Raw genomic sequence first — 21,187 nt, 5'->3', positions numbered from 1 at the left:
ACGCTAAAAAGCCTGACTACCTCAAATTGGCGATAAGGGAACCACCCTTTTATGTTTGCATAAAATCATACCGAGTAGTGTCAATCCTATCCTCTATGTGCTTGCACCAACCGCACACTCTCTCAAAGATTTCCTAGAATTGATAAGTCTCTACGCACTATTATAGCAGGTTTTTCTGATTTTTCAAGGATTTTTTATGCATAACATACCCTTGGTTCATTTCTTCACTGCATCAAACCAAATCAACTATGTCTACTTTAATACTCTTCTGAAATCAAACTCAGCCCTTGTTGACTTGATTTGATGGCTGAAAAGCTCCTGAGGAGGTTTTCAGTCATCAAAGTAATAAAAGTCAACTAAAAGACTATACTATTTAAAAATAGAAGTTCTGAAATCATCCGTATTTCTCAAAAGAGCATTATAAATCCGTTGTTTGAGGACATTGACCCAACTTGACTCATTGTGAGCAAGTACGATATCAATGCTCTTCATATCTTGAGCCACAGCTTCATCCATAAGCTTTTCTAAATCTGCAAAGGAGCTAATCGTAACTTGTTTTGTTGAGTTTGGCTTATCCAATTCGTAGGTCATTGTGAAGTCAACCAAGTTGTCAAGTTGATCAATACGATTTTGGTACATAGCTTTCTTAAATGTTGCCCAATCAGCATACTCATCTTTAAAAATGTGCTTAAAGACTCTGTTGTCAGTGATGAGACCAACATTTCGTCCAAACCAACTATCATACACAATTTCCCCAGCTGCTTCCGCTTCTTTACCAAGTTGGTTAGATACATAAGGAATGAATCCTTCTACGTAACCTTTTTCTGCCATCAATTCATAGGCCATCCGACGGAACATGAAGTCTCCTGGAGAACCATTTGGATTAGATAAAGCAGAATAAACTGGAGAAAAGAGACTAACCGTATAATAACCATTACGAGCTAAGCCAGTATTCGTGTCCCAATATTCGCGACGGTTGATAATGCTGTTGTCAACCAAATCATCGATGGTTGTCAGTTTCGCGGCTTCCTCAGTTGTCAATTGACGGATTGTATTTCCTGCATGCGTGTTCTTTTCTTTATCCTTGATATAGTAATTATCAATAACCCTATACCATTTCTGCTTGACTGTATCACTTTGTTTCAAAACAGACTTCGCTTCTAAATAGTCTAGCAAATAGATAACGTCAAACATATTGTGAACGTAGGTATTCAAATCTGCTACATTTTTATAACGCTGTGCAGGGTTAGCAGCATGATAGCGAGTCATCGAGTCTTCATTTCCAGAGTAAACAGTATTAATTCCTAACGAACGTGCCTGATTACCATTTGGAGCTTGTAAAAGACCAAGGGCAAATAGTTCCGCACCTAAACCTTGACGACGACCATTTCCTTCGAAATAAATTCCTCCATCAAAGTTATGAACCATTTCGTGAGTAAAGACGGAAGTGCCATATTGATCGAGCATTCTATCAACAACAAAATGCGTCAATGAGCCTGTTGCATACGCACCTGATCCATTCGCTGCATACCATTTACCTACTGGACCAAAGAAATTAGCAATAGAAGAACGCTCCGTATTTTGAAGACTCTTCCAAGTAGCCTGGCTTGCTGAGTCACGGAAATTAAATCCATCATAGTTCAAGACTGACTGGAATAGTTTTTCACGTGATTCCTCTGTCAAAATGCTATACCAATAATCAAAATGATCTCGTTGCCAAACAGCTGCTCTATCAACAATCTGATGCATATACTCTTCAAATTTCATACCATTTGATGCAGAATCATACAAGTAACGATCGTAAGCCCCAAACGATAGTGTTGATATGGTAGAAATGATATACATACTTTCATCTGGGAGAGTCAGAAGAGGTAAGAGCATGTTTTGATGTCCCCAGCTCGCCTTGGTGATGCGATCGTAGACTCCTAGTGCGTAGCGACTATCCGGTGTCGCTTGTGCTTGCTTCTTAGCAGCCTCTTCAACATTTGAAGCCATTTCTACAATATAGGCCTTACTTGTATCTTTCAACCATTCATTATTTGTTTTGTTTGGTACAAACAATTGGCGATAACTTGAAAGATAATCAAATAGAGTAGCTTTTCCTTTTGCCAACTGTAAAGAGTTAGCATAGGTCTGAACGTTATTCTTTGGACGAAGATTATCATAACCTGAATTACCCAAAGCAATAATAACATCTAATGTAGAGGTCGCTTGATTGCCAAAGAAATCCTGTTTAAAGACTGTCAAATCTCGAGTATTTAAATCGCCGAAATCAATATTATACCAACGTTTCAGATATGCAAGACCCAGCACCAATGCTTCTTTATTTTGAGAAATCTTCTGAACTAGATAATTCTCAACCGATGCACCTAGGCTATTGATAGCTTTATCAGAAGCCAACACTTTCCGTAAATCTTCCGCAAGATTATCACGTACACTATTGAAACTATCTTCCAAATACAGTGCCCACAATGGTTTTTGTTCAGTAGTTGATGGAACTCCCAAATCCGATGCCCAGTTCTTCAACTCGTTTTCTGTTGGTGGTGTTGTAGGCTCTACAATGCCCAACACCGCTTTCACTTTATCAGAGTTAAATACTAAACTCGAAATATCATTTGTAAGGCGATGTACCATTCCATCGTAGTTTGATAAGAATGTTTCTGGAGTATAGAGTAAATCCGTTCCTACAATTGTATAGTCAGATACATGGCTATTTACAAAATCTTCCTTGAAAGCAACATCTAAATAATCAATTGTATTATCAGCATAATGGAGCATAATACGGTTGATAGCCTGCTTTTGACTGTTTGGATCCGTCACAATAGTATTATCTACCATTGGAATAACATCTAACAATCTAGTTTTAGCTAGTTTGTCTGTCAAGACCATCTTGTTAGCTTGGTAAACAATATATTCCTTGTTGTAGAATGGTAGTAATTTCTCCATGTTAGCATAAGCAATAGCACGTTCAGGATTTGCTTTATCTAACGAGCTATAGTCCACACTATACAAATTCTTAGCTTGGTTGTTCAGACTATCTGCTACCGTAGCAGTAATTCCCATAGCTGCAATTTTACTTGCCGCCTCCGTTTCTGAAATTTCGGTACTCCACTTATCTGCAGCACCGCTAGCCGAACCAGTAACAAATGTATTGGTAATAGGGGCCGAACCATAGGCGGTATCTCCATGAACTCGCTTACCATTGGTTACTTGCACAGTGCTGACAACATTATTTACAAATCCAGAACTCCAGGTTGAGCCAACTACTCCGCCGACCTGACCAGCTGTTGTCAAGTTTACAATTGTTCCCTTGGCTACTCCATCTTGCAAACGAGCACTATTTTGGACATGTCCTACTAAAGCTCCTGCTCGGTAGTTGTTATTCTTAGCAGAGAGAGTTATAGCTACATCAGCTTGTACTTGACTGAGCGTAGTATGGTTGTCCTGTGCCCAACCTACGATTCCACCAATATTAGAACCACCTGAATTGGTTCCTATTGCTACAAGCTGACCTTTAAAGGAACTATTCGTAATCTTGGTTGCACCATTTGCGAGATAGACAAGTCCTCCGATACTTGTAGGAGCTGAAATGCTGCCCTCTACTGAAACGTTCGTTATCTGACTTCCAGTCGCTGTTTTAGCAAGTGCACCAACTTTTTCTGACTTAGAAGTAATCGCAACGTCAATCAAGTCTACATTCTCAACCGTAGCATTTTTGATGATATTAAATAGTGGCTGAATAAGGTTATAGATAGCGTACGATTTGCCATTATGAGCACCATTCAAACGACCTGTAAAGGTAGATGTAACATAAGAGAGGGCATCTGTAGCTAAGTCAACTTCGTCAGCAGTCATATCTGCACCAAGTGTGTAGGTTCCTGCTGGGTCGTTTTCTATTGCTGTTAACAATTCTTTGAAAGAAGTGTATACACCGTTCTGGCTTTCTACTCGTTTGTCCACATAAAAACTATGATTTTTATTGTATTGGTTTCCTGTGTCCTGAACCAGTTCATCAGTTTCGACAGTCAATTTAAACTTGGTTTGACCATCTATCTCTACTTCTTCAATTTTAGAGATTGGAAGAAGTAATTCTTTGAAACGATCTGATTTGATTTTTACAAAGTAGTTGTCCAAATTGACCGATTGGCTAGTTAATGACAATTGCCGACGATAATGACCATTGTCAAGACCATATAACTCCACTTGGTCGATATCCTTAATTTCAATCTTCTTATAATCCAAGCGGAAATCTTGTGTACTTTCTTGCAGTTTTGTCTCTGGACCCTTGCCCACGTTATAGGTAACAATTGTTTTTAGAGTATAGTCTGTATAGTAATCCAAACCTGTCAATGCGAGAGGTGCAGTCACATCTGCAATTTGAATTTCTCTTACAAGCTGGTCTCCCTGATAGAGCTGAGCAACCGCTGAAATGTATGATTGAGTCCTATCTGATAATTCAAAACTAGCCTCTGCCGATTTTGCATTTTCATCTTTTGTAATAGAAGTGATTGTAATTGTTGGTATTTCTTTTACCTTAGTACCGACTTGGACAATCTTTGGTCTTGGATCTGTAGTAATTTCATTCGAAATTTCTTTGGTCTCAACAACCTTACCATCAATAATATAGCTGCGGGTGACAATGGTACGTACGCCATCTACGCCTTCTTGGCTGACAACCGTCTCACCTGCTAGGAGTTCGCTATTCGGAACTTCTTGGGTTTCATAGGCGACGGGTTCGGTACGGGTCGTGTCACGTTCTACAATATCTAGACTTGGCAGTTCAAGACTTGGGGCATCCTTGGGAACTTCTTCTACGACCTTAGTACCGACTTGGACAATCTTTGGTCTTGGATCCGTAGTAATTTCATTCGAAATTTCCTCGGTCTTAACAACCTGACCATCAACAATATAGCTGCGGGTGACAATGGTACGTACGCCATCTACGCCTTCTTGGCTGACAACCGTCTCACCTGCTAGGAGTTCGCTGTTCGGAACTTCTTGGGTTTCATAGGCGACGGGTTCGGTACGGGTCGTGTCACGTTCTACAATATCTAGGCTTGGCAGTTCATGGCTTGGAGCATCCTTGGGAACTTCCTCTACAACCTTAGTACCGACTTGAACGATTTTTGGAGTAGCTGGGGTCGTTATCGTGTTCGAAATTTCCTCGGTCTTAACAACCTGACCATCGACAGTATAGCTACGGGTGACAATGGTACGCTCGCCCTCTACGCCTTCTTGGCTGACAACGGTCTCACCTGCTAGGAGTTCGTTATTAGGGATTTCAAGGGTATCATAGGCGACAGGTTCAGTATAGCTTGTATCACTTTCCACAATATCTAGGCTTGGCAGTTCATGGCTTGGGGCATCCTTGGGAACTTCCTCTACAACCTTAGTACCGACTTGAACGATTTTTGGAGTGGCTGGGGTCGTTATCGTGTTCGAAATTTCCTCGGTCTTAATAACCTGACCATCGACAGTATAGCTACGGGTGACAATGGTACGCTCGCCCTCAACGCCTTCTTGGCTGACAACCGTCTCACCTGCTAAGAGTTCGGTATTAGGGATTTCAAGGGTATCATAAGCGACGGATTCGGTACGGGTCGTATCACTTTCCACAATATCTAGGCTTGGCAGTTCGTGACTTGGGGCATCCTTTGCGACTTCCTCTACAACCTTAGTACCGACTTGGACAATCTTTGGTCTTGGATCCGTAGTAATTTCATTCGAAATTTCCTCAGTCTTAACAACCTGACCATCAACAGTATAGCTACGGGTGACAATGGTACGTACGCCATCTACGCCTTCTTGGCTGACAACGGTCTCACCTGCTAGGAGTTCGCTATTGGGAACCTCTTGGATCTCATAGGCGACGGGTTCAGTTTGAACACTATCTACATGCTCAACTGCCAAACTTGGTTTAGTCGGATTGACAGCATTGTCTGTACCCGGTAACTCAGAGTTAGGATGAATCGGTTTTGCTATTTCATCACTCTTGCCTTCCTTTATGTAACCAATATATCTATAGCCCTCAATAGCAATCGGTTCTGGCAATTGTTCACCTACACTGATAGATAATTCCTGATTAAAGCGAGCCAAGGTTTGATTGGTTAAAGAAAAGGCAGGGGGTGCTAAGAACAATGAGCCTGTTGCCCCTAAAATGAACAATCCCGCAAACTCTTTTTTCCCCTTACGACCTTTACGGATAGCCAAAATCAGCAACCCGGCTCCAACAAGTGCTCCTGTTACTTGCCCCAACCATTCATCACCGGTAGCGGGCAAAATTCCTCCCGATACTGACTGCTTTGGCTTATAAATCAAGTAATAGGTATTGTCACTTTCTTCTACTAATTTCGGTAATTCATTTACGATTAATTGCTTTTCTGACGCTGTTAATTCATCTTCTGCAACATAGCGATAATGCACTGTTTTGGCACTATCTTCAGCAAATACCTGTCTTTCTAAAGAAAATGAAAACAGCATGAAAAGACTAGCAATGGTAGCAGATACTAGTCCAAACGATGTTTTTCTCAAAGAAAAGCGATGGACGGTCTGTCCAGAATTTTGTTTCATATAATACTTCCTTAATATTTTATAGAAAAATCAAAAGCAAACATTTTCGACCTCACGTGCATTTAGAGAAAAGAAAGGAATTGCGTGCGAGCCATCCCAACTTTCCTCTGCGAAAGCTAGTCTGATTTTGATTAAGTGGTCAGTTTGTTTCAGTAGTCCACCTTGGATGAAAGATGGTTGGCAGTTGAGCTAGCACTTGGTTAAACTATTAAAGTAAAACTGTAGGACTATAATACACATATTAAAAAATCTCTCTAATCCAGTATTAAAAAGATTACAGAGTTCAATTTTACCTTTATACCACCAGTACCTATTCTCAAAATCTATGCCAAATCTCAGTATAGCGATTGAATCGCAATAATACCAACTACTGACTGACAATTCGCACACCTTTTTGTTAGATTGTGCATTCCCCCTTCCCCAGTTTCAAAAATCTTGTTGTTCCCTCTACGGTATACATGGGATATGATATAGAATCCTCTTACAAGTACAGCAAACCTATCTCACTGGTTAGAGTCGCAATTAGCTAACGGTTCCTGGTCTTTTAGCTTGGACGTTGGTAAACTGATACTCAATGAAAACTCCACTGGAAATCTTCACACGTCAAAGCAATAAAAGACCGACTGAATAGCTATCTGTCGACTTCTGGTTTCACGCACCATTATACTAGAATCTAAGGAATGTTGCAACACAGATGGTCGCAAAATCACACGACCTAGACAGAAAGAAAATGCATGTTTGTCTTTTTTCAGTTACATGCATTTTTCAAAATATTTTCACAAAAATGACAACCAAACAGGCATAGTAGCTCGCTTTCGAAGATAGAATACATTCGAAATTCGAAAGAGAAGTGAGGTTCTAAAATGAAGGTAGGCTTTCTAAAAACAGGAGTTCTTCATGCCTTTACCCTATTTTTTCTGTGGCATAGCAGAGCGCCAAAGAGCATACCTACTACTGCACTTAGGCTATAGATGACCTGATAGAGCCATATCCACTCTCCAAAACTAAAAATCGTAAGAGGAAAGAGAAGAATAGCTAAGGCAGGAACCCTTATTGAAAGTCCACGACCATAACCATCAACCAAACCTAAACTAAATAATCCTAGTGGAGTATAAAAAAGAATGCTATTCACAATCAAGGTCTTAGCAAGATAAGGGTCCAAAAAAGAAGCAAGACCATAGACACCGACGTAAAAGAATAAGACAATCACAGCTTGGACCAAGCCTATTTTCATCTTTTTATCCATAAGAAACCTCCTGTTGACTAGCAAATGGAAGATGGAACTACTGAGGTAATCTCTTCACTCATCCTAAGAACCTGTACCCAATCAGTCAAAAAAATTCCGAATTGATTTTACTTGTTCGACTGATTTTTTCAATATTTTTGCTGTTGTGTCTGTTGATTTAACTACTACTTTTTGCGGTAGGTAAATAGCCTCTTTGATCAAAGCTTCTGCTACGCTATCTTGATTAGTATGTTCTTTTCTAAAATCATACGAAATCTTCAAATCTAGATAATATTCAAAAACCTTGCGCCCAAAATTCGTAGAAGAAATCTCATAGAGCTTCTTATCAAGCACATACGGATTCATTGGTGGTGTAGCAATAATTGCCTCAACGACGGCATCTGCCAACTCCTGTTCTCGAATGAAGAGTGTCCCAAACATCTTATCTGTTATAACGTTTTTTAAGTAGGGATTGCTATGTGCCAAAATAGGAGTTCCAGAAGCTAAGCTTTCTAAGAAAGTTAGTCCCTGTGTTTCACTGGTCGAAGCAGAAATAAAGAAATCCGCAGCTTTATAATAAAGCGCTGTATCACTTGGAGCAATCATTCCCGTCAACTGGACGTGTTCATCTAGATTAAGCTCCGCTATCATTTCCTGAAGATCATCTGTATAAGGTCCACCTCCGACAATGACCAGCTTCACCTTTGGATTTTCCTGCAAAATTTTTGGCATTGCCTGAACGATTGCTTGGATATTCTTCTCGTGAGAAATCCTAGACAGACTTAACAACATCGTTTCATCACTAGCAATTCCTAGTTGTTCTCGCAACTCATCTGTTTCATCCTTGCCAATTTCTGGTCTATCAAACTTTGCCAAGTCAATTCCTGTTGGAATGACTCGTTTAGAAATCGGAACGTTGTAACTCATTAAAAGATCTTCAACAATCTCACTAGGGCAAATTACCCCATCCAAATCTTTTAAAAATGCCCGTACTAAATATTTAACCATCCCGGGACGAATAATCCTCCCCTTGGCAATATAGTGTACGTAGTCTTCATACTGGGTGTGATAAGTATGTACCACCGGAATATCAAGTTCCTTGGCAATCATTTTCCCCAAAATCCCCAAAGAAAATTCTGTATGAGTATGAATAATATCTAGTTTATAGCGACTTGCAATTTTTAAGGCATCTGTAAAACCTGCGTAGGCCACTCGACGATCTTTAAAGGCAAAAAAAGGTACGCTAGGAATTCGGATAATGTCCCAATCTTCGTAGCGATTCACATCCTCATCTGTCGTCGTAAAAATAAATACCGTATGTCCCAATTTCTCCAACTCTGTCTTAAGAGTCCGAATCGAAGTCGCGACTCCTGAAACCTGTGGAAAATAGGTATCCGTAAACAATCCAATCCGCATTTACATCTCCAATACTTGTCGATAGGCATCCACCAATTGGTGGGAAACATTGTCAATCGAGCGACTAACCGCAACCTGGTAGCCCGCCTCACGTTTATCAACCTGCTTGTCTAAGATTTTCTGAATAGAATCGACAAAATCATCCACTGTATGTCCCAATTCGGCAACGTTTTCGTCAATCCAACCATCGTAAACTGGAATATCCCTTAAAACAACGTGCTGATGACTTGCTAAGGCCTCTAGAACAACAATCCCTTCTGTTTCCTCATACGATGGGAAGAAAAAGGCATCCGCTCCGCTCATTGCACCTTGAAAAACAGCACCTTTAAAATAACCTGGAAACTCGACATTCGCTGGATGGTCTCCCTCTACAATCTTACGAATATAGGAAGGAATCAACCACTTATTGATGGAACCGAGCCAAATGAAGCGGACATGTGGCATCTTTTCGGCTACCTTGACAAAGTCTTCAATTCCTTTACGTCGGAAGTAAAGTCCTGCACAGACAACAACTGGCTGACCTTCTTCAATTTTAAAATACTCTCGAAAGATCGCTTCCTTACGTTCATCCTTCTTATATTTATCTAAATCAATACCATTCGAAACGGCTATAATCGGCGTTGTCACACCGTAAGACTGGATAAGTTTTTTTGAATACTCTGAAGGAGTGATAACAAAGTCTGCCTTTTGGTACATGCTTGCTAGATATTTCCCTACAAAAGGAGCTAGGGTATTCGAACCGATAAAGGAATTTTGAAAATCTTCCTTCGTGGAATGTCCATGCATGATTACCTTTTTTCCACTCCGTTTGGCTGCATGTAGCAATAACCAGGAGCGTGGACCATAGGTATTGATATGAATGACATCATAATCTCCCAGCAGGTCTGTTGTATAAGGAATGCCTGCCATATCTAGCGCTTCCATCTGGTGTTGAAGTGCCCGGCCAATTCCTGATTTCTCTAAAACAGTTTTACCTTCTAAATACAATAGTACTTTCATAATACCATTATAGCCCTTTTTTACATTTTTTGATATTTTAAACTGTATTCTACACGAATTTTGTATCAATTAAAGCCAATACTAAAGAAGATAATCCTAAATATATGATTACATAAAAAACATACCAGTAACTGGTGAGAAAGGAAGTTTATGGTTATTGACAAGTGGTATTATCGGGCTTGCAATTACATTGTTTACACGTAAACGTAAATTACAATAATCACCTAACTGACACAGTTCTAAAGGATGAGAACAAGCCCAGTACTGCTTCTCTAGATTCGCACCAACATCTCGCACAACTTACAGAGTGTGACAGGCTTAAACTCAACCACAAAGCCCTCGCTAAGCTTAATCTAGCGAGGGCTTATATTTATTTCTTATAATCTTTTAGTTTTCGGTTAGTATAGCCGTTTAGTTTGCTTTTAGTACTCGCTTCAAAGGTTCAGGGAACCTTTGAAGGCTGGAGATAGGGCGAAGCAAGTTCGCCTCAATAGCTACAAGGCTGTTCTAGGTTGGAAATGTTTCCTCGCTCGTCGAAGCAATAAAAGACAAACTAAATGACTAAAGTGTTTGATAGAGTGAGGGTGCGGAGTAACAAGATATCTTATCAAGCTACTTCTATACTCATCACTTAGTTGATTTCCGTACTTTGATTCCGTGGTTAAGAACTACCTCACGGTTTTCCAACTCTTCCTTATGCATGATTTTGGTGAGCATGCGCATAGCAATTGCACCAATATCGTACAGCGGCTGATTGATAGAGGTCAGGTTTGGACGGGTAAACTTAGTCACTAGGGAATCATCACTTGTAATGATTTCAAAGTCTTCTGGAACCTTGATGCCCATATCACTGACACCATTCAATAGACCGGCAGCAATCTCATCTTCTGCAACATAAGCTGCAGTTGCTCCAGCATTCAAAATACGTTCTGCTAGAGCGTATCCTTCCTCGTATTTATACTTAGATTCAAAAACCAATCCTTCGTTAAACTCTATTCCGTTGTCCTTCAAGCCTTGTTTGTAGCCTGCAAAACGAACTTTACCATTGATGTCATCTACAAGCGGCCCTGATACAAAGGCAATTTTCTTGTTGTTCTTAGCTAACAGATTGACTGCATCAACACTAGCTGCAGCATAGTCAATATTGACACTAGGTAATTGGTGCTCCAAATCCACGGTACCAGCTAAAACAATCGGTGTACGTGAGCGTGAAAACTCCGCACGAATCTTGTCTGTCAAATGATAGCCCATGAAAATGATACCATCTACCTGCTTAGAGAAGAGTGTATTGACTACGTTAATCTCCTTCTCATCATTTTCATCGCTGTTGGCAAGGACGATATTGTACTTATACATATCGGCAATATCATCAATCCCTTTAGCTAAAGTAGCAAAGTAAGCATTAGCAATGTTTGGAATCACAACCCCCACAGTAGTCGTCTTCTTGCTAGCTAACCCTCGGGCAACAGCATTCGGACGATAATCCAAACGATCAATAACTTCTAATACTTTTTTGCGAGTATTTTCCTTTACGTTCTTATTTCCGTTTACAACACGCGAAACAGTTGCCATCGAGACACCAGCTTCACGGGCAACGTCATAAATCGTTACCGTATCGTCAGTGTTTAACATACGTTATGTACTCCCTTTCAATATTATTCTATTTCTATGAAAATTACGCTTTCACTCAAGTATAGTGTATCACTTTTTGAAACCACTTTCAAGAGAAAAACGCCATTTTTTTGATAATACTTGCAATTTTTTTCATTTTTTGAAACAATAGTCTATATAATAAACGAAATTTTCACTTTTTTTACCACTACAAGCTAGAAAGGGCTCCACTATGTCAAAATTACATCATGTTAAATCCTACTTAGAAGCCAACAAAATGGACCTGGCCATCTTCTCTGATCCAGTTAGCATCTATTATCTGACTGGCTATCATAGCGATCCTCATGAGCGCCACATGATGCTCTTTGTTATGCCTGACCACGACTCACTACTCTTTCTCCCTGCCTTGGATGTAGAGCGTGCGGTTGCGACTGTTGACTTTCCTGTAGCCGGCTATATGGACTCAGAAAATCCATGGCAGATTATCAAAAACAAATTACCTCAGAAGACTTTCTCTGCTATCGGAGCTGAATTTGATAACCTCAATCTAACTCGATACCATGGACTCCAATCAATCTTCAATCAGCCTTTTTCTGACATCACTCCGCTTATCAATACCATGAAATTGATTAAGTCCCGTGACGAGATTGAAAAGATGTTGGTGGCAGGTGAGTTTGCGGACAAGGCTATGCAGGTTGGCTTTGACAACATTTCTCTTGATGTGACAGAAACAGACATTATCGCTCAGATTGAATTTGAGATGAAAAAACAAGGCATTTCCAAGATGAGCTTTGATACTATGGTCTTAACAGGCGATAATGCCGCAAACCCTCACGGAATCCCCGGAACAAACAAAATCGAAAATAACGCTCTGCTATTGTTCGACCTTGGTGTTGAAACTCTGGGCTACACGTCCGATATGACACGGACTGTCGCTGTCGGTAAACCTGATCAGTTTAAAAAAGATATTTACAATCTGACTTTGGAAGCTCATATGGCTGCAGTTAATATGATCAAGCCTGGTGTGACCGCTAGTGAAATTGACTATGCCGCTCGCTCTGTGATTGCAAAAGCAGGTTATGGCGAGTACTTCAACCACCGACTCGGTCACGGTTTGGGAATGAGTGTCCACGAGTTCCCATCGATTATGGAAGGCAATGATTTAGTCATCGAAGAAGGTATGTGTTTCTCGGTAGAGCCAGGTATTTACATCCCTGGAAAAGTTGGTGTTCGTATCGAGGATTGTGGTTACGTTACCAAAAATGGCTTTGAAGTCTTTACAAAAACACCAAAAGAATTACTGTATTTTGAAGGGTAAAAAACAAGCCTCCTACGATTTTGTAGGAGGTCATTTTGTTTAGAAATTTCTACCGTTTTTACCGTAACCATATTTTTCCATAAAGTCTTGACGGAATTCCAAAAGGTTGTCATCCATGATTGCTTGACGGACATTTTTCATCAAATTAATCAAGAAGTAGAGGTTGTGATAACTTGTCAAACGAATACCGAACGTCTCGTCGGCCTTAAGTAAATGGCGGAGATACGCACGTGTATAGTTTTTACATGTGTAGCAATCGCACTCTGGATCTAACGGTGTAAAGTCCTCAGCGAACTGAGCATTTTTCACCACAAGACGTCCTTGACTGGTCATGCAGGTACCGTTACGGGCGATACGAGTTGGCAGTACGCAGTCAAACATATCGACCCCACGAATTACGCCATCAATCAAGCTATCTGGTGCTCCAACGCCCATGAGATAGCGTGGTTTATTCTCCGGTAAAAGAGGGGTCGTGAAGTCCAGTACAGCATTCATTTCATCGTGTGTTTCACCAACAGCCAATCCTCCAATAGAGTATCCTGGAAAATCCATGCTAACCAAATCATGGGCTGATTGGCGACGAAGATCTTCAAAACCAGCACCTTGTACAATACCAAATAAACCTTGGTCATGCGGACGGCGGTGAGCCTTGAGACCACGTTCTGCCCAACGACTTGTTCTTTCGATGGATTTTTTTACATAGTCATAAGGCTGGTAGAACTGCGGACACTCATCAAAGCTCATCATAATGTCCGAGCCAAGATTGTTCTGAATAGAGATAGCTTTTTCAGGTGACAGGAACATCTTACTACCATTGAGATGGTTTTTAAATGTAACACCTTCTTCTGAGATATTGCGACTATCCGCCAAGGAATAAACCTGAAAGCCACCTGAGTCAGTCAGAATCGGTTGATCCCAATTCATAAATTTGTGCAAACCACCTGCACGCGCCACCAATTCGTCACCTGGACGAAGCCACAAATGATAGGTATTAGATAGGATAATGCCTGAACCCATCGCCTTCAATTCTTCAGGCGACATGGTTTTTACCGTTGCCTGAGTTCCAACTGGCATAAACATGGGGGTTGGAAAGGTCCCGTGTGGGGTAATGATTTCGCCCAAACGTGCACCTGTGTGCTTTTCTTTCTTAATCAAGCGATACTTGATTGGAACATCTGTCATGTTTTATTTACCTCCCGCTAGGAAAAACAGTCCTAGGATATTAGTTCTGGATTCACAGTTCAGCTCTTTCATATCATACATAAAAGCACTTTACTGTGAATACATTTTCTTAATCTTGCATGGTCTAATCCATCAGAATGTCTTAAATGTTCTCGCTTATTTCAGCGATATTTACCTTGTCTTCTACTTATTTAATAGTAAATAGATAGGCACATCACAACAAACTGACAAATTACCACAGCACCTTCCAGTCTATCAAAAAAAGCCTAGCTTGTCATCTAGAATTATGTTACAATGTTGGGTAAGGAGGTTATGTAGATGTTTACAATTTCTAATATACGTGAGCGGGCTCGCCAAACACTAAACGAGACACCTGATATCTATCAAGTGGCCGTCATCCCCGTCACTATTTCTGTTATCGTTCAGTTAATTTCTTTCTCTCGCAATAGCCTTGCTGGAGTGTCGGCTGAGGAACTTGCTAGTCCTAGCTACCTTATTTCTACCTCCTTGTTTCCAATATTTTACGGATTGCTATTAGGACTACTGCACTTATCCATTATATGCACTATATTTCATCTTATCAAAGGGGTAAAAACTTCCACATCATTTAAAGATGCGTTGATGATTTTCAATCATAAAGATTTCTGGAAAATCTTTCGAACCTACATTTTAAAAAGTTTCTTGCTCTTCCTTTGGGGACTCCTGTTTTACCTTGGTATCGGTCTACTTATCGGTGCTGGAACGATGATTACGATTATAGCTGCATCCAGTCAAACCTTGGATCCTAATGCGCTTCCTATGGAAATCCTTGCCATACTGGGGCTAATGGCCATGGGAGGTATCCTACTTATGCTTTTAGGGTTGGCTCTCTATATTCCACAAATCTATGCTTACTCACAGATAGAATATATCTTGTTTGAACAATTGGAACGCGAAGAATATACAAGTGCCTTTTCAATCATTCGGTCTAGTCGAAAGTTGATGAAAGGTTACAAGTTTAAACGCTTTACACTTGATTTATCCTTCATTGGCTGGTTCCTTCTTGTCATTATTACATTTGGCCTGGCTGGTTTATATGTATGGCCGTATCACTATGCTGCCCAAATGCACTTCCATGAAGACATTTTAGATGATCAGGCTAAGAAAATGAGTTACGTATAAAAATAAGAGCGATATATGCTCTTATTTTTATACACGCTTTTTATGTTGATATTTAAGAAAAAAATATAGTAATAATTGGTACAAACAGTTGGATTGTGTTATACTATGACTGAGGAGCGACAAAGGACTATTTTAGCCTGCTTGGTATTGGAGCAGATTTCTTCCTTTCTATTTTTACGCCATGTGTAGTAATTTGTTCCAATTCTAAGCGTTCCTCACTTAGAGTCATCCAGCAGTTCAATGGTTCATTGAGCTGCTTTTTCGATAAAAAAAAGTCGGATAAATATAACCCGACTTATTAGTATTGTTCTTTCATTTCAAGATATTCAATCTTGATACATTTATTCATGACAATATCGTTACGACCTGCCTGACGCAACAGTTTTTCTGCTTCTTGACTTTCTAAACCAAGTTGAGCCCAGAAAACTTTGGCGTTCGACTGGATAAATTCCTGTGCTACCTCTGGTAAAAATTCACTTCTACGGAAAACATCTACAATATCAATAGGTTGGTCAATCTCTGCTAGACTACTATAGACCAACTCGCCTAAAATAGTCCCACCAGCAGCCTTGGGATTAACTGGAATAATTTTATAGCCCGCTTCCTGCATGAGCTTGGAAACACGGTAGGCTGCTGTCTCTTCTCGACTAGACAAACCGACCACCGCAATAGTCTTAGCATTTTTCAAATAGTCAAAGATAGTGTCCTGACTAGGATTTTGGAAGGAATAAGACATAGAGACCTCCTTGAATGTATATTAAATGTTAGAATCAATAAAAGTTTAATGAATAAGGTGTGCTATAACACAATCTTGTCAATTTTAACTCGTTACTGATTATAGCTTGTCTACCTTAATTATTTTTTAGCAATTTGGTATACGACATCTTTAACTTGCCCGATAACCTTTTTAAGGTTGGTCCGATCTTTATCGGTTCCTGGATCTAAGGAATAATAGATCGAACCCACAACCACGGAGTCATCATAAGCAGCTGTTGATTCCATCCGATAAAAAGTCAGACGAGCTAATTTTTGATCTGTTAATAACTGTCGCCCAACCTGCCATTCCTGACCATTGATTGTGACAACCGTCTTTTCACTGAAAGAATGATTTGTTTCAAGCATCCGTGCTTCTAATTCCTCCGGCGTCATATTGCGACCGTCTTCCAATGGAGACTGATTAAAAGCATTGATATTATAGAGTTGGACCATGTAATTGCTGGAACCTTCTTTAACATCATAGACTGCAGCGACTGTCTCATCCTGAGTATTTTCTGCATTAATTGTCCAAGTAGATGGCACATCATAATAACGGAAATATTCCTTGATATTCCCATTTTCATCTTTTTCAGCAACACCATTATTGGCCGCATAAATCTTGTGGCCTTTTTGCGTCTCGTCTGCTGGTGGATTGGCATTAACCACCACAAGAGGTGCATTGGCAAGAACATTCATGGTTTCGTTGGTGGTGTCCTGTTTTTCTTTTAAGATCGGCAATTGTGTTGAAAAATCAGCTCCAGAAGGGTCAGTTCCCTTATTTTCTGTCTTTTCTCCACATCCTGCTAATAGCAAGCTACATAATCCAATACATACTAAGGTTTTCTTCATGTCATTCCTTTCTATTTGGCTTCATACCAAGTCTGTCCATCATTTTCATCCGCAATCAATGGTACAGACAGGCTAATCGCCGATTCCATGGTTTCTTTTACTAGTTTTTTTACCGTTTCCAATTCTGCTTTCGGTACTTCCAAGACAATCTCATCGTGTACTTGCAATAACATACGTGTCGCAAGACCTGCTTCAGTCAAAGCCTTGTCAAGATTAATCATGGCTACTTTGAGAATATCTGCAGCCGAACCTTGAATTGGTGAGTTGATGGCTGTTCGTTCCGCAAAATTACGGACATTGAAATTGCGAGAGTTTATATCTGGTAATTCACGACGGCGTTTGTAAATCGTCTCTACATAACCCTTATCACGTGCCTCACGAACAATGGTTTCCATGTAATTCTTAATTCCTGGGAAGCGTTCAAAATAGGTATCGATATAGGCTTTAGCTTCCTTACGTGTAATCCCCAAGTTATTGGATAGACCGAAATCTGAAATACCATAGACGACACCGAAGTTTACAGCCTTGGCATTCCGACGGTCATTTGCTGTCACATCCTCAGCTTTTTCGATACCGAAGACCCGCATAGCTGTCGAAGTGTGAATATCTGCACCTTGCTGGAAGGCCTCAATCAAATGCTGGTCCTGAGAAATATGAGCCAAGACGCGCAATTCAATCTGTGAATAGTCCGATGCCAAAAGGACACTATTTTCAAGCGATGGCACAAATGCCTTACGAATCAAGCGCCCTTGTTCTAGACGAACAGGAATATTCTGCAAGTTAGGGTCGGTCGAAGATAGGCGACCTGTCTGGGTCAAATCCTGTACATAGCGGGTATGGATCTTACCATCTTCTAAAATGGCATCCTGCAAGCCGACTACATAAGTTGATTGAAGCTTGGTAATCTGACGGTATTCCAAGATTTTTGAAACAACTGGTGCAATTGGTGCTAAGCGTTCTAAGACATCCACTGCTGTTGAATAGCCTGTCTTGGTTTTCTTGGTATATTCCAATGGTAGTCCCATATCTTCAAAGAGAATGGTCCCAAGCTGCTTAGGCGAATTGATATTAAATTCCTGACCAGCTAGTTCATAGATTTCCTTGGTCAACTGGTCAATCAAAACTTCGTTTTCAGATTGCATAGTTTTGAGAGTCTCAGCTTCCACTTTAATACCAGCAATTTCCATCTTGGCTAAAACATTTGCCAGTGGCAACTCCATGTCAAACAAAAGATCTAATTGCTGATTTTCTTCTAATTTGGTCAACATCGGCTCTTCTGTCTCAATCAAAACCTGAACCTTACGTGCCAAGTGTGGGAAAAAGACCTCGCGTTCTGGCAAGTCTAACTTAGCACCTTTGCCATAAACTGCCTCATCTGGAACCAGACTGGTCTGACCATAGAGGTTGGCAATGGTTGTTAGGGAATTGTCCTCAACGGTGGAAAGCAAGTATTTGGCTAGACGGCTATCGAAAGTAACTGGGGGTAGCGTAATCTCTTTTCGGTCGAGAAGAACTTTTCCACGCTTAAAATCATAGGTTTTTATGGTTTGGTTTTCTAAAAAGTCACGCAAGACTGGACTATCAAGTAGCTCAGGCCCTCCGACATAAATCTGCTCCTTGTCTCCCCAAGCTAGTCCTACCAAGTCTTCTCGGTGGTAGTTTTCACCCAAGATTTCAAAATAGAAAAATTGATCTGCGCGCAGCATGTCCTCAGTCAAGTCGGTAACTACTTGAAACTCGACTGCAGAAACTTCTTCCTCAGCACTGGTTCCCAACTGAGCCCTTAATTGCTTGAAGCCCATGTCATCATAAAATTGTCCCAGTTCATCCACCTTAGGACCTTGATAAACAATGTCATCCAGACCAATTTCGATTGGTGCCTGAGTATCAATGGTGGCAAGGGTTCGAGAAAGAAATGCTTGTTCCTTATCAGCAATCAGGTTTTCTTTCATCTTAGAAGCCTTCATGCTGTCAATGTTTTCGTAGATACCATCCAAAGAACCAAATTCTGTCAGGAGTTTTAGACCGGTTTTTTCACCGATTTTGGTCACCCCAGGGATGTTATCGGACTTATCGCCCATGAGGGCCTTGAGGTCAATAAACTGAGTAGGGGTAATCCCCATTTTTTCCATGAGGTAGGCTGGGGTAAATTCTTCGAATTCGGCAACGCCTTTCTTGGAAATTTCGACTACGGTGTTCTCATCAGTCAGCTGGATCAAATCCTTATCACCGCTGACAATGGTTACATCGAAAGGAATCTCTGTCCGCTCTGCCATTTTGTCCAAGGTACCGATAATGTCATCTGCCTCATACTGATCCAGTTCGTAATGCTTGACTCCCATGGCATCCAACATCTGACGGATAAAAGGAAACTGCTCACGGAATTCGTCTGGAGTCTTGGCACGACCTGCCTTATAGTCTGCATACATCTCCGTGCGGAAAGTGGTCTTTCCAGCATCAAAAGCCACAAGAATGTGGGTCGGCTCAATCCGCTTCATCATGTGGTCCAACATGAGATTGAAACCGTAGATAGCATTGGTGTGAAGACCTGTCGGACTCTTAAAACGATCAATTTGATTATAAAGTGCAAAGAAGGCACGGAAGGCTACCGATGAGCCATCGATAAGTAGTAATTTATTTTTTTTCATGTCTCTATTATAGCATGAAACGTATGTTTTAGTGGACTAGGGAGGGCTGGAATAATAGAAAACCCCAGTCAGTGACTAGGATTTCTCTTTTCGATAATAAATGTTCTTTGCAACTACTAAACTATGTGGTTTTTCATATTCTTGATCTAGGTAAGATTGGTAGGTTCCTGGAGCAATGAAACCGCGCAAGCCTAGGACATCTGTTCCTGCTTGACCGATTACTGAATCAGCCAAAAGGACGCAGTTGGTTGAGAGGACAAAGTAGGTTTTGAATTTTGATTTTTTAAATTTGAAAAGTGCTGCCCCAATTGCCTCTTTCATTCGATAGGCATACATTTCAATCGGCTGGCCGTCTGACCGTCTAGAGACCTTTTCCGCACTTGGTTGCCATGGAAGCAGTAAACCTTCTATTTCAGCTAGTCGAGTTTCTACCGCTTTTTCCTGCTCAGAACTCAATGCCAATTGATAGCCCAACATAGTCATTCCTTCTTGGTTACAAAAATCAATGTAGGCCTGACGCTCAGCTTTAAACAAAACTCCGTCACCAATTGCACCACCCAAACGCTCCGACAGGACATCGTATGAACCAAAACCGTAGACCTGCCCTTTGTAACTCAAATCAACATGCCCAACTGCTCCGACCCCTTCTTCTCCAACGTGTACAAAGACTTCTAATGCTGGAAGCTCCGCAATTTCTTTGTGGCGGTTATAGATAGATTGAGCTGTTTGTCCCTTATTATCCGCCAAGTAATCATTGACTTTTTGCAGGGTCATACGAGGAATCAAAGCTGCTAAAAATAATGGTAGGGGCAAACGGACATGGCGCTTAAGATTTTGTTGCTCAATAGCCTCCTCAAACAAGAAGCCATCACGCAGATTAGTTAGTCCGTACAAGACCAGATACCCACCGATGACAATTGTTTGAACAACTAGCTGTGTGCCTGATACAAAGAGAGAGGCGATGCCTAACAGGGATAGCCAAACTCCGTCAATCAAAAAACGAATCCGTGGCTGCACCCCATCTTTTCTATATAGATAAAAAGTAATGAAATTAATGACTGCCGTAAAAAGCTGGTAAATCCCTATAAAAATAGCTGCAAAATAGAGAGGAATTTGAATAGCCAAATCAATACTTGCCAAAATACCAAATAATACTGCTTTTCCCACTAGGGCAAGCACACTTTCACTCGATTTCTTCTTTCTGAAAAATATCATGCTTAATTCATATAAAGCCAAAAAGAATAAACCTGCGTGAACAAATCGAAGAATCAGTCCTGAAAAGTGCCAACCAGCAATTAAAAATCCAAGACCGATGAAGACTAAAATCAGACCTTCTCCAACTAATTTTCGACCTGTTAGTCCTAAATCACTTATTTTTTTCATGACAAGATTATAGCATATTTTTCAGAAGCTGTACCGAGAAAAAAATCCTAGCCGAAACTAGGATTTTTG

At 40.6% G+C, this 21,187-nt stretch carries 12 protein-coding genes and 1 pseudogene; 3 read left to right on the top strand and 10 right to left on the bottom strand.

Features of this window, described 5'->3' with window-relative positions:
* Positions 1 to 369: 369 nt before the first annotated feature.
* The 4 genes from ODU55_RS05235 to ODU55_RS05220 form a co-directional block, all read right to left on the bottom strand.
* Entirely contained in the window at positions 370 to 6,570 is a 6,201-nt protein-coding gene (locus ODU55_RS05235; RefSeq protein WP_398582129.1) for a ZmpA/ZmpB/ZmpC family metallo-endopeptidase, read from the bottom strand.
* A gap of 895 nt (positions 6,571 to 7,465) precedes the next feature.
* Entirely contained in the window at positions 7,466 to 7,816 is a 351-nt protein-coding gene (locus ODU55_RS05230; RefSeq protein WP_398582128.1) for a hypothetical protein, read from the bottom strand.
* A gap of 81 nt (positions 7,817 to 7,897) precedes the next feature.
* The gene (locus tag ODU55_RS05225; protein WP_398582127.1) at positions 7,898 to 9,211 is read right to left on the bottom strand and encodes a glycosyltransferase family 4 protein; all 1,314 of its coding nucleotides are present in this window, start codon (positions 9,209 to 9,211) and stop codon (positions 7,898 to 7,900) included.
* On the bottom strand, positions 9,212 to 10,210 hold the full coding sequence (locus ODU55_RS05220) for a glycosyltransferase family 4 protein (protein ID WP_024383885.1): 999 nt from the start codon (positions 10,208 to 10,210) through the stop codon (positions 9,212 to 9,214).
* A gap of 121 nt (positions 10,211 to 10,331) precedes the next feature.
* Between ODU55_RS05220 and ODU55_RS05215 the strand changes: the two are divergent.
* Positions 10,332 to 10,430: pseudogene (locus ODU55_RS05215) on the top strand (LPXTG cell wall anchor domain-containing protein); the annotation flags it as partial.
* Positions 10,431 to 10,837: 407 nt separating this feature from the next.
* Here the strand turns inward: ODU55_RS05215 and ccpA are convergent.
* Entirely contained in the window at positions 10,838 to 11,842 is a 1,005-nt protein-coding gene (gene ccpA, locus ODU55_RS05210; RefSeq protein ID WP_004298830.1) for a catabolite control protein A, read from the bottom strand.
* 211 nt (positions 11,843 to 12,053) lie between these two features.
* Between ccpA and ODU55_RS05205 the strand changes: the two genes are divergently transcribed.
* Positions 12,054 to 13,139 carry a M24 family metallopeptidase gene (locus ODU55_RS05205; RefSeq protein ID WP_398582126.1) on the top strand — a complete coding sequence of 362 codons (1,086 nt, stop codon included), beginning with the start codon at positions 12,054 to 12,056 and terminating at the stop codon, positions 13,137 to 13,139.
* Positions 13,140 to 13,178: 39 nt separating this feature from the next.
* On the opposite strand, the gene tgt is transcribed toward ODU55_RS05205, so the two are convergent.
* Entirely contained in the window at positions 13,179 to 14,321 is a 1,143-nt protein-coding gene (gene tgt, locus ODU55_RS05200) for a tRNA guanosine(34) transglycosylase Tgt (RefSeq protein ID WP_044761701.1), read from the bottom strand.
* 318 nt (positions 14,322 to 14,639) lie between these two features.
* Here tgt and ODU55_RS05195 point away from each other — a divergent pair, with 318 nt between their 5' ends.
* Positions 14,640 to 15,482 carry a DUF975 family protein gene (locus ODU55_RS05195; protein WP_398582125.1) on the top strand — a complete coding sequence of 281 codons (843 nt, stop codon included), beginning with the start codon at positions 14,640 to 14,642 and terminating at the stop codon, positions 15,480 to 15,482.
* Between the two features lie 298 nt (positions 15,483 to 15,780).
* Here ODU55_RS05195 and ODU55_RS05190 read toward each other — a convergent pair whose 3' ends face one another.
* The 4 genes from ODU55_RS05190 to ODU55_RS05175 all read right to left on the bottom strand — a co-directional run bounded on the left by ODU55_RS05190 (position 15,781) and on the right by ODU55_RS05175 (position 21,118).
* Positions 15,781 to 16,218, bottom strand: coding sequence for a CoA-binding protein (locus ODU55_RS05190; protein ID WP_398582124.1), 438 nt, complete (start codon positions 16,216 to 16,218; stop codon positions 15,781 to 15,783).
* A gap of 119 nt (positions 16,219 to 16,337) precedes the next feature.
* Positions 16,338 to 17,087 carry a glucose-6-phosphate isomerase gene (locus ODU55_RS05185; protein WP_398582123.1) on the bottom strand — a complete coding sequence of 250 codons (750 nt, stop codon included), beginning with the start codon at positions 17,085 to 17,087 and terminating at the stop codon, positions 16,338 to 16,340.
* A gap of 11 nt (positions 17,088 to 17,098) precedes the next feature.
* Positions 17,099 to 19,735: a DNA polymerase I gene (gene polA, locus ODU55_RS05180; RefSeq protein ID WP_398582122.1), complete on the bottom strand. Its 2,637-nt coding sequence runs from the start codon at positions 19,733 to 19,735 to the stop codon at positions 17,099 to 17,101.
* A gap of 75 nt (positions 19,736 to 19,810) precedes the next feature.
* A complete protein-coding gene (locus ODU55_RS05175) occupies positions 19,811 to 21,118 on the bottom strand; it encodes a hypothetical protein (RefSeq protein ID WP_398582121.1) in 1,308 nt (435 codons plus the stop codon).
* Positions 21,119 to 21,187 lie beyond the last annotated feature (69 nt).

The sequence above is a fragment of the Streptococcus sp. 2022WUSS037 genome (genome assembly GCF_044427225.1).
Classification (GTDB): domain Bacteria; phylum Bacillota; class Bacilli; order Lactobacillales; family Streptococcaceae; genus Streptococcus.
This window is presented reverse-complemented; position numbering and strand designations above follow the sequence as displayed.

What these genes read in the sequence shown, in the direction of transcription:
- ODU55_RS05185 (WP_398582123.1), bottom strand. Translation starts at nt 17,087, where the DNA reads ATGAAGAAAACCTTAGTATGTATTGGATTATGTAGCTTGCTATTAGCA.
- ODU55_RS05235 (WP_398582129.1), bottom strand. Translation starts at nt 6,570, where the DNA reads ATGAAACAAAATTCTGGACAGACCGTCCATCGCTTTTCTTTGAGAAAA.
- ODU55_RS05230 (WP_398582128.1), bottom strand. Translation starts at nt 7,816, where the DNA reads ATGGATAAAAAGATGAAAATAGGCTTGGTCCAAGCTGTGATTGTCTTA.
- ODU55_RS05190 (WP_398582124.1), bottom strand. Translation starts at nt 16,218, where the DNA reads ATGTCTTATTCCTTCCAAAATCCTAGTCAGGACACTATCTTTGACTAT.
- ODU55_RS05205 (WP_398582126.1), top strand. Translation starts at nt 12,054, where the DNA reads ATGTCAAAATTACATCATGTTAAATCCTACTTAGAAGCCAACAAAATG.
- ODU55_RS05225 (WP_398582127.1), bottom strand. Translation starts at nt 9,211, where the DNA reads ATGCGGATTGGATTGTTTACGGATACCTATTTTCCACAGGTTTCAGGA.
- ODU55_RS05220 (WP_024383885.1), bottom strand. Translation starts at nt 10,210, where the DNA reads ATGAAAGTACTATTGTATTTAGAAGGTAAAACTGTTTTAGAGAAATCA.
- tgt (WP_044761701.1), bottom strand. Translation starts at nt 14,321, where the DNA reads ATGACAGATGTTCCAATCAAGTATCGCTTGATTAAGAAAGAAAAGCAC.
- ccpA (WP_004298830.1), bottom strand. Translation starts at nt 11,842, where the DNA reads ATGTTAAACACTGACGATACGGTAACGATTTATGACGTTGCCCGTGAA.
- ODU55_RS05175 (WP_398582121.1), bottom strand. Translation starts at nt 21,118, where the DNA reads ATGAAAAAAATAAGTGATTTAGGACTAACAGGTCGAAAATTAGTTGGA.
- ODU55_RS05195 (WP_398582125.1), top strand. Translation starts at nt 14,640, where the DNA reads ATGTTTACAATTTCTAATATACGTGAGCGGGCTCGCCAAACACTAAAC.
- polA (WP_398582122.1), bottom strand. Translation starts at nt 19,735, where the DNA reads ATGAAAAAAAATAAATTACTACTTATCGATGGCTCATCGGTAGCCTTC.